Raw genomic sequence first — 13,937 nt, forward strand, 5'->3', positions numbered from 1 at the left:
GTCCGGCGGGGTGGGCGGCGGGTCGCCACCGAGCACGTCGTCGGCGTACTTGTCCACCGGTCGTACGTGGTGGGTGTCGTCGACGACCTGCGCCTTGTCCGAGCCGGGGGCGTTGATGAACAGGTAGTTCTCGCGGACCTCGAGCTCCAGTGGGCCGCCCGGCTTCTTGAACGTGATGTTCTTCTGCCGGGCGCCGCTCTGGTCGAACACGTGGACCGTGCCGGTGGCCTCGTCGGCGACGTAGAAGAAGCCCTCGTAGGCCACGGCGGGCTGCAGCTCGGTGCCGTCGCCGTCGCCGGGCACCGGGAAGCTCGCGGTGGTTGTGGTGCCGTCGACGCCGTAGACCTTGCGCGACTCGGGGACCGTCACCGGCACGATCGCGCCCTCGGTGTGCTCGGGCAGCGTGCCCGGCCCGTCGAGCGGCAGCGTGACCTTCGCCGGGGCGTTGGTGCCGCGGATCGTGGTCAGGTCGTTTGTGGTGCGGTCGAGCACCGCGACGCCGTCGTCGAGGGTGGACAGGGCCAGGTCGTGGCTGGCCGAGGCGATGGACTCGGTGCGCACCTGCGCCGGGCTGGCCGGGGTGCCCGCGCCCTCGGACGACAGCGGCGCCGGGGTGATCGCCGACACCGTGCCCTCGGTGGGCAGGGCGATCCACAGGTTGCCCTTGCCGTCGAACACCCCTCCGGCGACGCCCGGCGGGTAGCGCAGCGGTGTGCCGACCACCGCGAGCGTGCGCGGGTCGAGCTGGCTGATCGAGCCCTGCACCGAGTCGATGACGAACGCGGCGTCGTCGTTGAGTGCGACGTGCACGCCAAGCCCACTGGGGGAGGCGAAGGTTTGCTGGGCCTGCTGCAGCGAGGTCAGGTCCATCGTGCTGACCACGCCGGTCTGCACGTCACGCAGCAGCACGAAGCGGTCGTTCTGCGAGATCTGCACCTGGTGGCCGCGGGCGCGGGGCACGTCGACGCGGGTGTCCACGCGCGCGGTGATGCCGTTGATGCGGGCCACCTCGCCCTTGCCGTTGCTCCACGCCCAGGAGGCGGCGTCGAAACTGGCGACGGCCTGGTCGGCCGCCCCGAGGCCGAGCACGGTGAGCCCGAGGCCGGCCACGAGCGCCGCCACCGTGCCGATCGTGACGAGCCCGCCCCGGCTGCGCCAGCGGCGCTTGACCGGTCGCGTCACGACTTCGTCGCTGCTCACGCGCTGCCCACCTTCCCCGTCTGCCCGTAGGACGCAGGCCATCATAGGGGGCGGCGAGCCGTCGGGGACACCCGGTGAAGTTACGGTTGTGGATAAAGCTGATTGCCCAGAGTGATCATCGTTTGCTGGGCGAGGGCGCGGTCCGGCTCGTGCACGACTGCGGCGAGGTGGAGAACTGCGTGGTGCTGTAGACGGCCACGATCGCGAAGCAATAGTCCAGGTCAGCGTTGAGTCCGTTGAGGTCGAACGAGGTGGTGGCCGGCCCCACCTGACCCATCGCCTTGAGCTGTTCGCCGGGCCGTCCCATTGTGATCATGAAGGACGCGCGGCCGTTGGCGGGGTCGCTCCAGAACAGCTTCACTGACGATCCGTAGTCGCGGATGCGGACATCGGTGGGCGCGGGCCCGCGCAGAGTTGGCACATCCGACTCGCCGTCCTTGTCACCCGGACCGGCGAGCACCACCACCAGCGCAACGACGGCGATGATCACCCCGAGCACCGCGGCAAGCACGGCGAAAAGGGCCGGCGCCCGCAGTGAAAAGCCTGATCGCGCCGGTTGCGCAGGTGCCGCCACAACCCTTTGCTGCGGTACGTCCAAAGCGCTCGGCCACGCCGGACCCACCTGACCCCTCATCGCAGCCCCCGTCGATGATGTCGGAAATGTCACCATCTCCGCAGCGGGTGCCGGGGCGGCGACGGGTGCTGCCGGTGCGCTCAGGTAGGCCGGCATCGGGGGAGGATCAGGCAGCTCCATCCGTACCGTGGGAGGCTCCTCGCCCAGATAGGCCCGCGCCCGCGTGACTGCCCAATGGTCCGCGCCCAGCACCCCGGGCCCGTGCGCCGCCACGCGGCCGAACGCGCGCCGGGCCTCATGCCTGTTCTCCATCTCCTCGGCCACAACGCCGAGCTCATAGCTGATGCCGAGCATGAGCGGATCGGTCTCGCCGAGCCGCCACTGCCCCGCCGCATACGCCTCTTCCAGCACCCGCCGGGCCCCCGGAGCGTCGCCCGAGCGATGCATGATCACCGCAAGCTGGTGCGCTGTGGACAGCACCTCGGGATCGTCTTCGCCGAAGTCCATCCGCCCCAGCTCGACGGCGTGTTCGAGCAGCGCCCGGGCCTGCGCGGGATCACCGGCCTCGGCAAGCGCCTGGGCGCGCTGACGGGTGGCGTGGAGCGGGGACGGCTGGGACACGCAGCCATGCTGCCCGACAACCTCGCGATCACGCCAGTGCGGCGTGGCGGGCCGTTCTCGATGAGGCCCGCTGCTGAGTCTGCAGGCCGCGGCGGCGGGCCAGCCAGATGACCAGCACGCCGTACAGCAGCACCGCGCAGGACTCCACGATGCCGTCCGGCAAGGATGCGCCGGTCGCCGTCTCGCCGATTTGGAGGTTGCCGACTATTAGTCGGATCCTTATAGTCGGATCCGACTGAAGGAGGGCCGGGTGGCCAGGCGGAAGATCGCGAACACGCTCGCGCTGGCGGTGCTGGGGCTCTTGATGGAGCGGCCCATGCATCCGTACGAAGTAGCGTCTACGTTGCGGGAGCGGCACAAGGACAGCAGCTTCAAAATCACCACCGGATCGCTGTACGACACCGTCGCGGCTCTGGCTCGGCACGGCTGGATCGAGCCGGTCGAGACCGGGCGTGACGGCAAGCGACCCGAGCGGACCGTCTACCGGCATACCGAACTGGGTCATCGCGAGTTCGTGGCCTGGATCGATGAGCTGATCCGTACGCCGGGCGGGGATTATCCGAAGTTCATGGCCGCGGTGAGCTACCTGGGCGCGCTGACCCCGCAGGCCGCCGCGGACGCCCTGACCGAGCGCGCGGAACTTCTCCAGCAGCGCATCAACGAGATGGCCCAGGTGCTCGAAGCCACCGTCGGCGCCGGTCAGCTGCCACGGCTGTTCATGATCGAGGGCGAGTACGCGCAGCACGTCTGGCGGGCCGAACTGAGCTGGACCCGGCGCATCGCCGCCGAGATCCACGATGGAACGCTCAGGTGGCCCGATGCCTGAGGTCATCGTCGTCGGCGCGGGCCCGGCCGGTCTGCTGCTGGCCACCGAACTCCAGCTCGCCGGGGTCGACACCGTCCTCATCGAACGCGACGCCCAGCGCCCGGACTTCTGCCGCGGCTTCAACCTCAACGCCCGCGCCCTGGACCTGCTCGCCCGGCGCGGCCTGGCCGCTCGGTTCATTGCCGAGGGCTGGCAAGCGCCGCACGCCGCGTTCTCCGGGTTGCCGGTGACGCTGGGCCTGGCCGGTGCGCGTACCGATCATCCGTACTCGCTGGGCATCCCGCAGACCCGCGTCGAGGAGCTGCTCGAACAGCACGCGATCGATCTGGGTGTTGACGTGCGGCGCGGTCACGAGCTGCGATCGCTGACGCAGGACGCCGGCCAGGTCACGGCGACGATCACCACCGCTCAGGGCGATCAGGTGATCACGGCACGCTATCTGGTGGGTTGCGATGGCGGTCGCAGCACCGTACGCAAAAAAGCCGGCATCGCCTTCCCCGGCACCGCCTCGACCACGTTCGCCATGCTCGGCGACGTCGAGTTCGCCGAACCGGCGGCCCTGCCGTTCGGGGTGAGCACCGGGGCGGGCGGATCCGTCATGGTCATCCCGCGCCCCGGTTACGCCCGGGTCGTCACCAACGACCCCGACCCGTCAGCGCCCCTGACCCTGCAAACCCTGCAGGCCACCATGGACCACGCCCTCGGCCGCCGAGTCGAGATCCACTCCCCGCGCTGGCTGACCCGCTTCGGCAACGCCACCCGCCAAGCCGACCGCTACGTCCACGGCCGCATCCTCCTGGCCGGCGACGCCGCACACATCCACCCACCGGCCGGCGCGATCGGCGTGAACATCGCCCTGGACGACGCCTTCAACCTGGGCTGGAAACTGGCCGCCACCGTGCACGGCACCGCCCCGGCGAGTCTGCTGGACACCTACCACAGCGAACGCCACGCAGCCGGAAAACGCCTGCTGGCCAGCACCAGGGCGCAGATGCTGCTCGGCGAGGACCCGGACGGACCCATGGCCGAGTTCCTCACCCGGCTCGCCTCGCACCCGGCCGGGAACAAGGCGTTCGCCGAGGTGGTCACCAACCTGGACACCCGCTACGAGATGCAGCCGCCCGGCGAACATCCCTGGCTTGGCTGCCTGGTGCCCGATCTTGAGCTGGCGACCGATGACGGGGCTACGACGCTGAGCGCGCTGCTTGCTGAGGGACGCTGGGTGCTGCTGGACCTGAGCGGCGAACTGGGCCGGGGTTTGCGGGCCAGGTGTGCCGGTCATCCGGAGGTGGGTGGGGTGTTGGTCCGCCCGGACGGTCACGCGGCCTGGGTGAGCACCGTGGGCCGCCCGGACATCGAAGGGCTTGAACAGGCCCTCGATCACTGGGGGGAACCGTGGTGACGGGGTAGCTGGGTCGCAGTTGCCGGTGCCTGGAACGCGGCAACTTGCACGATGTCATCACCGTGCGGGGCCACGAGGTGCAGCTCACCGCGTGGCCGGAGGACTTGTTCATCGAGCCCGGCCCCCCGCTGCGAGGCTGAGGTGCCGTCGCCGTCGCGGCGGATCCGAGTCGGATGATCGGACAGATTTCGGGGGCCGGCTGTCCGGCCGCTGGACCCGTCCGGGGTTCCTGAGCAGGCTCATCACCACTGTGGATCGAAATTCGCTCAGGGTGCTCGATTGGTGGCGCAGGGCTAGCCTCAGCAACGGCTCCCAAGCAGAAGACGGCGTCAACGGGTGAGGGGGACCTGATGATCCGGGTACTGGTGGTTCGCGACGGTGACTACTTCGGCATCCAGGTGCGGGTGCTGCTGAGCTCGCAGCCGGACATAGACGTGGCCGGCACCGTGCCGATGGATCATGACGTGGTCCTGCGCGCGGTGCCGTACGCCCCGGATGTGCTGGTCATCGACACCCAGCTGATGGTCAGCCAGGTGCTGCCGGCCGCCCAGGATCTGCGTGCCCGGCTGCCGCACTGTCACATCCTGGTGCTCTGCGACCCGACCAAGCCGGGCATGCTCCCGCCGCGCCGCCACGCCGATGACGTGAGTTTCCTGCTCAAGGACGCGTCGCCGGCCTATCTGGCGGACTCGGTGCGCAAGCTGGCGGCGGGGGAGCGGATCGTGCACCCCCGGCTGCAGGCGGCGTCGATGAACACCGAGCGCGGGCTGAGCACCCGCGAGCTGACCGTTCTCGGTTTGGCGGCCGAGGGGGACTCGGTCGACGACATCGCGAAACGGCTCTTCCTGTCCGGCGGAACAGTGCGCAACTATCTGTCCGCGGTGATCTACAAAACCGGGGCGCGCAACCGGCTCGACGCCATTCGCATCGTGCGCCGCGACGGCTGGCTGCGCTAAAGGGCAACCCAGGCGCGGATGTAGTCGACGCGTTTGGTGGCTGTGGACGTACCGGAATCGGGTGGGATCTTTGAATAGACAGCCAGATTCGAGATGATCGCGGTGCGCGCGTCGGAGGTTGCCTCGGTGTGGCAGACGCGCCGGCCGTCGACGTACCAGGTGGTGCCGGAGGCTTCGATGGCAACGCCATAGGTGTGCCAGCCCTCGCCGGGGTGGAACGGCGGACGCCATTCGCAGTGCCCGCCCGCGCCGGAGAACTGGGTGCCGTACAGCTTCAGCGGGTTGTCGGAGTAATACTCGTACGCATCGGTTTCGGTGTGCTGTTCGACGCCGTGCGCCTGCCAGGTCCAGAACGCCGGCCAGAACCCGCGCTCGGCCGGGAGAACCGACCTCTCCTCGATAGAGGCGTACTGGAACGTGAACGCGGTCGTACTGGTGATCAGGCAGGACGTCCAGTCATAGCGCTGGCCGGTGCTCGATGACTCGACCGTCTCGCGGCGAGCCGTCATGGTCAGCTCGCCACCGGAAACCGTGCAGTTGGCCGCCTGGTTCCATTCGAGCTGCTCGTTCCCCATGTTGCCCCGGCCGTCGTCCATTTCGGCGCTGGAATGGTCATCCCAGCGCTGCAGGTCCAGCGTTGCGCCGGTGAACTCGTCGCTGAAAGCCAGCTTCCACCGACCCGGCACGCCGACCGGCCCGGAAGCCGCCGAGCGTGGTGCCGCGGGCGATTCCGACGTGCATGCCACCAGAAGGCCCAGACACAAGGCGGCCACAAAACGGTTCACCGCAGCACCGCCTCGGTCCGCTCGGCCAAATGGTCAAATGTGCGCCGCATATCGAAATGCACGGCATGCGCTGCCGCAGCCATTCCCTCCGCCTCCCGCCGAGCCGGATCGAGCAGCCGCTGCGCAATGGCTTCGGCCAGCAAAACCGGATCACCCGGTGGCACCGCAGCTCCGGTGCCGGGACCGAGCGCCTCCGCCAGCCCCGGCACGTCGCTGATCACCACCGGACGAGCCGTGGCCATCGCCTCCAGCACGGTCAGCGACAAACCCTCCCAGCGCGAAGGCAACGCCACCACATCGGCCGCGGCCAGCCACCCCCGCACGTCGTCAACCGCCCCCGCGAACGTGACACCGGGCGTCGCCGCCGCCCGCAGCCGACCGGCCAGATCACCGTCGCCGAGCAGCGCCAGCCGCGCCGATGGACACGCCGACCGGATCAGCGGCCACGCCGAGAGCAGCACATCCTGGCCTTTCTGACGGGTCAGGCGCCCGGGACAAACAACAAGCGGAACCTGCGCCGGTACGCCCAGACGATGGCGAGCACCGGCCCGCGCATCGGCGAACGCCGGTCGGAACCGGCTCAGATCCACACCGTTGCGCACCACCGCGTACCGGCCCTGCACCCCCTGCGCCCGGCCCTGCTCGGCCTCGCCGTCACCCACGCACAGCAGCAAATCGGTGCGCCGCGCGGCCGAGCGTTCCCACGCCAGGCTCGCCGTTCGCAGCGCCCCTCCGACCGCCAGCCACGACCAGCCATGCGGCTGGAAGAGGATCGGGATGCGCGGGAACGGGCGCAACCGGCCGGCCAGCCCGGCCTTCGACGCGTGCAGGTGCACCACATCCGGGCGGACCTGGGCGACCAGCGACCGCAGCCGGGCCGCCTCGCCGGCCGCAGCCGGTCCGGGGCTGCGCACCGCTGGCCAGCGCAACCGCGGTACGCCCACCCGGGCCAGCTCATCGGCCAGCCACCCGCCATCCGGGCACGCCACCGCCCCCCGCCAGCCCCGCGACAGCTGATCCAGGCACCCCGCCACCAGGTAATGGGCCACACCACCATCGCGGGGCTGAGCCGCGTGCAGCACCGAGACAGTCATCGCCGGACCCGATCCCGGACCGCGCGCAGCCACGGCGCGTGTTTCTTCGCCACCGCCACCCCAGCCCGCCCCGCCCGTACGGACGCGGCATACCAAGCCCCGGCCGCACTCCCGGGCCGCACCAGCAGAAGCCGGCTGTTGCGCTCCGGCACCGGTCGCCAGCGCAGCTTGTGCGCCTCGTCGCCGCGCAACTGACTCGACGCGGCCAGCCCGAGCCGGTGCGCGCGGGGAACCATGTCGGTCAGCAGCATCGTGGTGACGTCCACGCGCTTGCGCAGCTCCGGGTCCACGCCGTACAGGTAGCCGCCCAGCACATCGCGTCCGGCAAACATCAGATGCGAGGCCAGCAAACGGTTCCCGTCGCGATACTCGACCAGCACGGCCTGCTCGTCGGCGAGCATCAGGGTGACCGCGCGGGTCAGATACTGCGCGAAGGCCGGGCGCAGATGCTCGGGCTGAATCCCGCGCCCCTGCCACTGCATCGCGTGCAGCCGCAGCAGCTCGGGCACCGCGCGCCCGGCCTCCTGCGTACTGACCTCGTTCATTCTGAGCCCGCAGCGTTCCAGCCGGACCACCTCGTGCCGGGCCGAGCGGCGCTGCTTGCTCGACAGCGTGGCCAGAAAGTCGGGCAGCGGCACCGCGGGGAGTCTCAGGCACAGCGACGCGTCCAGCCGATAACGGCGTCCGGGCCAGGCGTCCAGCAACGCGCCACCGGTCACCGCGCCGGGCCGCGACTCCGGCACGTCGACCACCTGCCACCCGCGATCCCGAACCAGAGCGTCCGCCAGCCGCGCCGAGGCAGGACCGGCGATCGCGTCGTCGACCAGCACATCGGTGAAGTCGGCCACCTGCCCGCCCAGGGGAACCAGCACACCTACGCCGCCGCGCCGCCGTACCAGCATCATCGGCGCCACCGCAACGAGCCGCCCACCGTGCCGGACCAGCGTCAGCCGCAACCGCCCGCGCTGCCCATAGGCCTGCCACCACCCCGCGACCCACCCGTGCGCCTGAAACGGCGACGCCGTGGCACACCGGCCATAGAGATCGACCCACTCATCCCGTACGGCCACAAGTGCCCCGTCATCGCACCGGGTCTCCACTGCCCACCCGGTCGTGGTCACCGTGCTCATTCGTCGTCCTCCATCCCCGCGACGACGGCCCGGCCGACCGCCCGCTGCGCCGCTGACGTATCGGCGGGTGACACCGGGATCACCGGCACCAGCACCGTCGGTTCCTGCACTGGCTTCAGGTCGGTGACCACCGGAAAGGGCTCATCACTGTTCCCGCTGGACCGGTAGGCCGTGATCGCCGGGGGCTGCTGTGCCCAGCTGACGCTCGCGCGTCCCACGGCTTCGGACACCTCCACCTCCTTGCGTCTGCCGATGCTCAGCCCGCTGCCGGCCATCGAGGCCAGCGCCCCGGCCAGCAGCCCACCGGCCGCCCCCACAGCCAGCTCCAGCGGCGGCTTCGGCGAGCTCGGGCGCACCGGCACGGTCGCCGGGGCCAGTACCGACAGGGTCACGTCGGTGTCGGCCTTGCGCAGCGATCCGTAGTCGGCCAGCGCCCCCGCCACCGCGTTGGCCAGATCGGTGGTGTGCGTGGCTGCCGAGCCGGTCGCCGTGATCTCGACGACCGGGGCGTCCGGCGAGGTGGACGAGCGCACCGAGGTCAGCCCCGAGGCGTCGGTGAGCCGGGTCCGCGCGGCCGCGAGAACCGGGCCGCTGGTCGCGATCCGGCCGTACGCCTGCGCGAAGTTGAGGGCCGTCATGGGGTCGCTCTTGCCGGCAATCGCGACCACGTACGCCTTTGCCGTGTAGGTGGGCGTCTTGAACGCCGCGTACGCCGCCCCGGCCCCGCCGCCTGCGAGCGTCAGCGCGATCAGCAGCCCGAACCGCCGAATGAGCTTGTTCACCGATCCGTTCCTTTCTCCGTGATCCGCGCGTACAGGTCCGCGACCGAGCCGGCCAGCCGCGTGATGTCGTAGTGGTCCACCACCGCCGGGACCGGCAGCCGGGCGGTGGTGCGTTCGCTGACCCCGGCCAGCTCGGCGCGCAGGGCCCGGGGCAGCGACTCGGGATCGCGGGTGAGCCGCCGGGCGCCGCTGTCCGGCACGTCGTCCAGCGGCGGGCAGGCCGCGTACACAGTGGGCAGGCCGTTTGCCAGTGCCTCCAGCACCGCCATGCCGAAGGTCTCCTGCGGCGAAGGCGAGGCGAACACGTCCATCGCGCAGTACATCTCGCGCGGGTGCTCGGCCTCGCCGGTGAACACGACCCGATCGGCCACGCCGAGCCGTTTCGCTTGTTCGCGCAGGGTTGGGGTGGCTGGGCCGTCGCCGACCAGCAGCAGCTTGGCCTCCGGGATGCCGGGCAGCGCCCAGATCAGATCGTCGAAGTGCTTGGTCGCGGCCATCCGTCCCACGCCGCCGATGACCGGGGTGCCGGCGGCGATGCCGAGCCGCTTGCGCGTGGCCACTCGCGAGCGGGGGTCGTACCTGAATTCGATGGGGTCTATGCCGTTGGGGATGGTGCTGATGCGATTTTCCGGTACGCCCCAAGCCCGTAACCGTGCGGCGACCGGCCCGGAAACAGCGATCGTGGCCTGCCCGAGGCGTTCCGTGGCCAGATACAGCGTGCGCACGCCGGCCGAGGTGCGGCGCCCCTCGAGGATCCCGTCGCCGAGGGAGTGCTCGGTCGCCACGGCCGGAACGCCGGCCAGCTTCGCCGCGACCCGGCCGTGAACGCACGCGCGGTACAGGTGGGTGTGCACCAGATCGAAGCGGCCGTCCCGGATCAGGTGGCGCAGCCGGGCCACCACGGTGACGTCGCGGTTGCTGGTCATCCGCAGCTCGTGCACCACCGTTCCGCCCGCGCGGATGGCCCGAGCCACCGAGCCGGGGTTCGACAACGTGACCACTTCACACTCGTACGGCAACCGGCGCAGCAGCAGCCGCAGCTGGTGCTCGGCCCCTCCCGCTGCCAGCCCGGTGATCACGTGCAGCACCTTCACAACGCCACCCGCGTCCGGTGCAGCCGGTGCCGGGCGGCTTTGGCGTACAACCGCGGGGCGGTGTCCCGGTCGCCGATGAACGTGCGCGGCAACGTGTGCCGGCTCACGGGCTCGATCCGGCCGACCGCGCAGGCGTACTCGTAGCCGGCGGCGGCGACCGCCTCAGCCTCGCGGGGACCGGCGTCGCCGTACGGGTAGCAGAAGCCGGTGACCGGTGCGCCGATCAGGTCGGACAGGATCAGCCGGCTGCGGTTGACCTGATCGTGCAGCTCGCCGTTGCCCAGCCGGGTCATGTGGACGTGGTGCAGGTTGTGCGAGCCGATCTCCACGCCCGCGGCGGCGATCCGGCGTACCTGGCCGGCGCTCATCAGCTCCTTGCGCGGGCCGGGTTCGTCCCACGAGTTGTGCCCGCCGAGTGCTCCCGCGATGACGAAGCAGGTAGCGGTGAAGCCGTACCGGTCGAGGGCGGGCAGCACGGTGGTGGCGAAGTCGGCGTAGCCGTCGTCGAAGGTCAGCACCACCTGCCTGGGCTGCGGATTGTGGCGCAGCTCGCGCATCGACACCCCGCGCAGGCCCCGGCGGCGCAGCCAGCGCAGTTGCCGCTCGAAGCGGTCGGGGTGCACGGTTACCCGGTACGGGTCGGTGTCGTAGGCCTGCACCGAGTGGTACATCAGCACGAACGGCGCCGGGCTCAGGTCAGCGTCCATGACGGATCCTCCGCGAGAGGGCCGGGGCCACGGCGGTGACCTCGGGGAACCCGGCGAGCCGGGCGAGAACGAGGAACGTGGTGAGCACCACCAGGCCACCGGTAGCCGCCTGCAGCAGGGCGGCGATCCCGGTCAGTAGCGGCGCAACGAGCAGACCGGCGGCGCAGGCGAGCGCCGCCACGACGGCCAGCCGCCCGGCCGCCCCGGCGATCGCAGTGACCGAGATGGCCAGCACCCGGCGGCGCAACCCGAACAGCAGCATCAGCGCGGTGACGCTGATCCCGGCGCCGTTGGCCGCGGCGATGGCCGGGGCACCGGCCAGCGGGGTGCCCAGCCAGGCCAGCACCGCTGTCACCCCCAGCCCGGCGGCCATCGCGCCGACCGGGAACCAGGTGCGCTGCCCGCCGGTGTAGAACGGCCTGGCCAGCACGCCGACCAGTGCATGACCGAGCACGCCGGCTGCGTACACCCGCAGGATCGTGGCCGTGGCAGCCGTGTCGGCGCCGGTGAACGCCCCGTGTTGCAGCAGCGCGGCGACGATCGGGTGGGCGTACGAGATGAGGAACGCGGCCGAGACCAGGATCAGGGCCGTGACAGTGCGCAGATCGGTCTCCACGCGCAGCCGGGCCTTCTCCACCTCGCCGGCAGCGACATTGCGCGCGAGCGTGGGGAACGTGACCGCGCAGACCAGCAGCGCGATCAGCATCGGAATCTGACCGATCTTCTGAGCGTAGTTGAGGTACGAGATGGTGCCCGCCGGCAGCTCCGAGCCCACGAAACGCTCGACGAAAACCTGCGCCTGACGGGTGAGGGTGTAGACCACCACCGGTACGACCACACCAATCGTCAGCACCGGCCCGCCCGACCGCCACCGCCTAGGCAGCCCGACGCGCCGCAGAAAGCCGGGCACCTGGACGAGCACCATGAACAGGCTGCCCACGGCCACCCCGAGCGCCGCGCTGACCACGCCGAACCGGCCGTGCAGCATGACCATCAGCGCCACGATTCCGGCGTTGTACACCAGCGTGAGCGCCGCCGGTGCACCGAAAACGTGGTGGGCGCGCAGCGCGGCACTGAGATACCCGGCCAGCCCGAAGGTCAGCACGGTGATCGCGGTGAGCCGCGTGCACGTGACGGCCAGGTGATAGTCGGCCAAGCCGGGCGCGACAGCCCGGACCAGCAGCGGTGCCCCGGCCGCGACCGCCGCGGACAACGCCACGAGCAGCGCCGCGATCCGCGGCAGGGTGGCCGCCACGACCTCGCGGACATCGCTGCGCTGGGCCAGCGCGCGGCTGAACGCCGGGATCATGATCAGCGCCATTGCGCCCTCGAGGACCAGCACGAACGCGGTTTCCGGCACCGTCCACGCCACCAGGAACGCGTCGGTGCCGCCGTCGGCGCCGAACAGTTGGGCCAGCAGCAGGTCCCGGCCGAGCCCGAGCAGCGTGCCGGTCAGCGACACCCCGACGGTCAGCGTGGCGGCCCGGGTCAGCGTGGTGGTGCTCATGGCGTCACCGGCGCCTTCGCGGGTTCGGGCAGGATCAAGCCGCGCCGGGCCACCAGAACCAGCAGCACCGCCAGCAGCACCCCGCTGGGTCCGCCGCCGAGATCGCCGTACAGGAAGTCGACGAGCGTCCACGCCACGATCCCGGGCGCGGCCAGGTCGAGGAAGCGGTCGGTGCCGGATCTGCGGCGCACCGCGCTGCAGGCGAGCGCCCCGATCAGGCCACCGAACGCGAGCAGCCCGACAGTGCCCTGCTCGCTGAGCACCTGCAGGTACTGGTTGTGGGCGGACAGCAGCGGTTCGCGGCCCATGCCGGTGGACCGCTCGCCCACGTCGCTGCCGGCCGACAACGCCACCGAGGCGTAGGTGTCGCGGTAGCCGGGGAAGTCCTTGAGCCCGACGCCGAGGATCGGGTGGTCGGCCCAGATGGCGGTGGCGGTGTGCCACAACGCGTACCGGTCCTCCACGGACTGGTCCGGGGCGCTGCCGGAGGAGGTGATGCTGGTCAGGCGCTGGCTGAACGTGCCGGTGGCCGGGTCGCCGGTGCCGCCCATCGACAGCACGGCGACGGCGAGCGCGGCGGCCGCGGTGAGCCCGGCGGCCACCTTCCAGTTCGCGGCGATCAGCAGCACGAGCAGGGCGAACGCGGTGGCGATCCAGGCGCCGCGGCTCAGCGTCAGCCCGAGCGGGATCAGCAGCGCCACGGCGAGCACGATCAAGCTGCGCCGGCGCAAGGCGATGCCCAGGGCCAGGGTGACGATGACGCCGTAGCCGAGCAGCGAGGCGAGGGCCATGACCTGCTCGGCGCCGAACGTGCCAACCGCGCGGACGTACTGCCCGGCGTAGGAGGCGCCGGTCCTGGTGAGGTACTGGTGCACGCCGATGCCGCCCTCGACGGCTGCGGCCGCGATGAAGGAGCCGGCCACCACGAGAAAATCCAGCCGATCCCGTACGGCCAGAGCCACCGCGACCGGCACGATTACGAACACCTCGGCGTACCGGATGAACCCCAGCACGCTGGTGGACACGTCCGCCGCGGTGACGGTGGCCAGCGCGAACGACAGCAGCGCGAGGCCGAACGGCAACCACCCCCACCGCGTCTGACCGCGCACTCCGCTCAACAGCCGGGTCGCCACCACGGCGACCACCAGCGCGGCCCCGAGATCGGCCGGGCTGACGTGCGACGTGGTGACGTCCTGGGTGCGGCTGGGCACGCAGGCCAGCAGCACCGTCACGGCCACCAGACAGCTCGCCCGCATCGG

The 13,937-nt window shown here is 71.0% G+C and carries 13 protein-coding genes and 1 pseudogene; 3 read left to right on the forward strand and 11 right to left on the reverse strand.

The features are described from left to right. From TFC3_RS37895 to TFC3_RS39970, 3 genes and pseudogenes are all read right to left on the reverse strand, one after another. Positions 1–1,200 (reverse strand): annotated as a pseudogene (locus TFC3_RS37895) (hypothetical protein); the annotation flags it as partial. Between the two features lie 115 nt (positions 1,201–1,315). After that, positions 1,316–2,395, reverse strand: a complete 1,080-nt coding sequence (locus TFC3_RS10775; protein ID WP_067498836.1) for a fibronectin type III domain-containing protein — start codon at positions 2,393–2,395, stop codon at positions 1,316–1,318. A 28-nt stretch (positions 2,396–2,423) separates the two neighbouring features. Then, positions 2,424–2,558: a hypothetical protein gene (locus TFC3_RS39970; RefSeq protein ID WP_255363756.1), complete on the reverse strand. Its 135-nt coding sequence runs from the start codon at positions 2,556–2,558 to the stop codon at positions 2,424–2,426. An 87-nt stretch (positions 2,559–2,645) separates the two neighbouring features. On the opposite strand from TFC3_RS39970, the gene TFC3_RS10780 reads away from it, so the two are divergent. The 3 genes from TFC3_RS10780 (at position 2,646) to TFC3_RS10790 (ending at position 5,579) form a co-directional block, all read left to right on the forward strand. Beyond that, positions 2,646–3,221, forward strand: a complete 576-nt coding sequence (locus tag TFC3_RS10780) for a PadR family transcriptional regulator (RefSeq protein WP_153040175.1) — start codon at positions 2,646–2,648, stop codon at positions 3,219–3,221. Next, on the forward strand, positions 3,214–4,623 hold the full coding sequence (locus TFC3_RS10785; protein ID WP_067498838.1) for an FAD-dependent monooxygenase: 1,410 nt from the start codon (positions 3,214–3,216) through the stop codon (positions 4,621–4,623). The genes TFC3_RS10780 and TFC3_RS10785 overlap by 8 nt, the downstream gene beginning before the upstream one ends. A 350-nt stretch (positions 4,624–4,973) precedes the next feature. Continuing rightward, entirely contained in the window at positions 4,974–5,579 is a 606-nt protein-coding gene (locus tag TFC3_RS10790; protein WP_067498840.1) for a response regulator transcription factor, read from the forward strand. Here the strand turns inward: TFC3_RS10790 and TFC3_RS10795 are convergent. Genes TFC3_RS10795 through TFC3_RS10830 form a run of 8 tightly spaced genes read right to left on the reverse strand, consistent with a single transcriptional unit; the run spans position 5,576 to position 13,934 of the window. Then, positions 5,576–6,364, reverse strand: a complete 789-nt coding sequence (locus tag TFC3_RS10795) for a family 16 glycosylhydrolase (RefSeq protein ID WP_236718067.1) — start codon at positions 6,362–6,364, stop codon at positions 5,576–5,578. The genes TFC3_RS10790 and TFC3_RS10795 overlap by 4 nt on opposite strands. Further along, positions 6,361–7,458 (reverse strand): glycosyltransferase, encoded by a 1,098-nt coding sequence (locus TFC3_RS10800; RefSeq protein WP_067498843.1) that lies wholly within the window; start codon positions 7,456–7,458, stop codon positions 6,361–6,363. Before TFC3_RS10800 ends, TFC3_RS10795 begins: the two co-directional genes overlap by 4 nt. Further along, a complete protein-coding gene (locus TFC3_RS10805) occupies positions 7,455–8,588 on the reverse strand; it encodes a GNAT family N-acetyltransferase (RefSeq protein ID WP_067498845.1) in 1,134 nt (377 codons plus the stop codon). The genes TFC3_RS10800 and TFC3_RS10805 overlap by 4 nt, the downstream gene beginning before the upstream one ends. Continuing rightward, positions 8,585–9,370, reverse strand: coding sequence for a Wzz/FepE/Etk N-terminal domain-containing protein (locus TFC3_RS10810; protein WP_067498847.1), 786 nt, complete (start codon positions 9,368–9,370; stop codon positions 8,585–8,587). Before TFC3_RS10810 ends, TFC3_RS10805 begins: the two co-directional genes overlap by 4 nt. Next, a complete protein-coding gene (locus TFC3_RS10815) occupies positions 9,367–10,464 on the reverse strand; it encodes a glycosyltransferase (RefSeq protein WP_067498849.1) in 1,098 nt (365 codons plus the stop codon). The genes TFC3_RS10810 and TFC3_RS10815 overlap by 4 nt, the downstream gene beginning before the upstream one ends. Further along, a complete protein-coding gene (locus tag TFC3_RS10820; RefSeq protein WP_201787137.1) occupies positions 10,461–11,171 on the reverse strand; it encodes a polysaccharide deacetylase family protein in 711 nt (236 codons plus the stop codon). The genes TFC3_RS10815 and TFC3_RS10820 overlap by 4 nt, the downstream gene beginning before the upstream one ends. After that, entirely contained in the window at positions 11,161–12,678 is a 1,518-nt protein-coding gene (locus tag TFC3_RS10825) for a lipid II flippase MurJ (RefSeq protein WP_153040177.1), read from the reverse strand. The genes TFC3_RS10820 and TFC3_RS10825 overlap by 11 nt, the downstream gene beginning before the upstream one ends. After that, on the reverse strand, positions 12,675–13,934 hold the full coding sequence (locus TFC3_RS10830; protein WP_067498851.1) for an O-antigen ligase: 1,260 nt from the start codon (positions 13,932–13,934) through the stop codon (positions 12,675–12,677). The genes TFC3_RS10825 and TFC3_RS10830 overlap by 4 nt, the downstream gene beginning before the upstream one ends. Positions 13,935–13,937: the final 3 nt, after the last annotated feature.

Source organism: Actinoplanes sp. TFC3 (assembly GCF_001553785.1).
Classification (GTDB): domain Bacteria; phylum Actinomycetota; class Actinomycetes; order Mycobacteriales; family Micromonosporaceae; genus Actinoplanes.

Bases quoted from the DNA above. Each gene is read 5' to 3' on its own strand.
- TFC3_RS10790 (WP_067498840.1), top strand. From the start codon at position 4,974: ATGATCCGGGTACTGGTGGTTCGCGACGGTGACTACTTCGGCATCCAG.
- TFC3_RS10800 (WP_067498843.1), bottom strand. From the start codon at position 7,458: ATGACTGTCTCGGTGCTGCACGCGGCTCAGCCCCGCGATGGTGGTGTG.
- TFC3_RS10805 (WP_067498845.1), bottom strand. From the start codon at position 8,588: ATGAGCACGGTGACCACGACCGGGTGGGCAGTGGAGACCCGGTGCGAT.
- TFC3_RS10820 (WP_201787137.1), bottom strand. From the start codon at position 11,171: ATGGACGCTGACCTGAGCCCGGCGCCGTTCGTGCTGATGTACCACTCG.
- TFC3_RS10830 (WP_067498851.1), bottom strand. From the start codon at position 13,934: ATGCGGGCGAGCTGTCTGGTGGCCGTGACGGTGCTGCTGGCCTGCGTG.
- TFC3_RS10785 (WP_067498838.1), top strand. From the start codon at position 3,214: ATGCCTGAGGTCATCGTCGTCGGCGCGGGCCCGGCCGGTCTGCTGCTG.
- TFC3_RS10825 (WP_153040177.1), bottom strand. From the start codon at position 12,678: ATGAGCACCACCACGCTGACCCGGGCCGCCACGCTGACCGTCGGGGTG.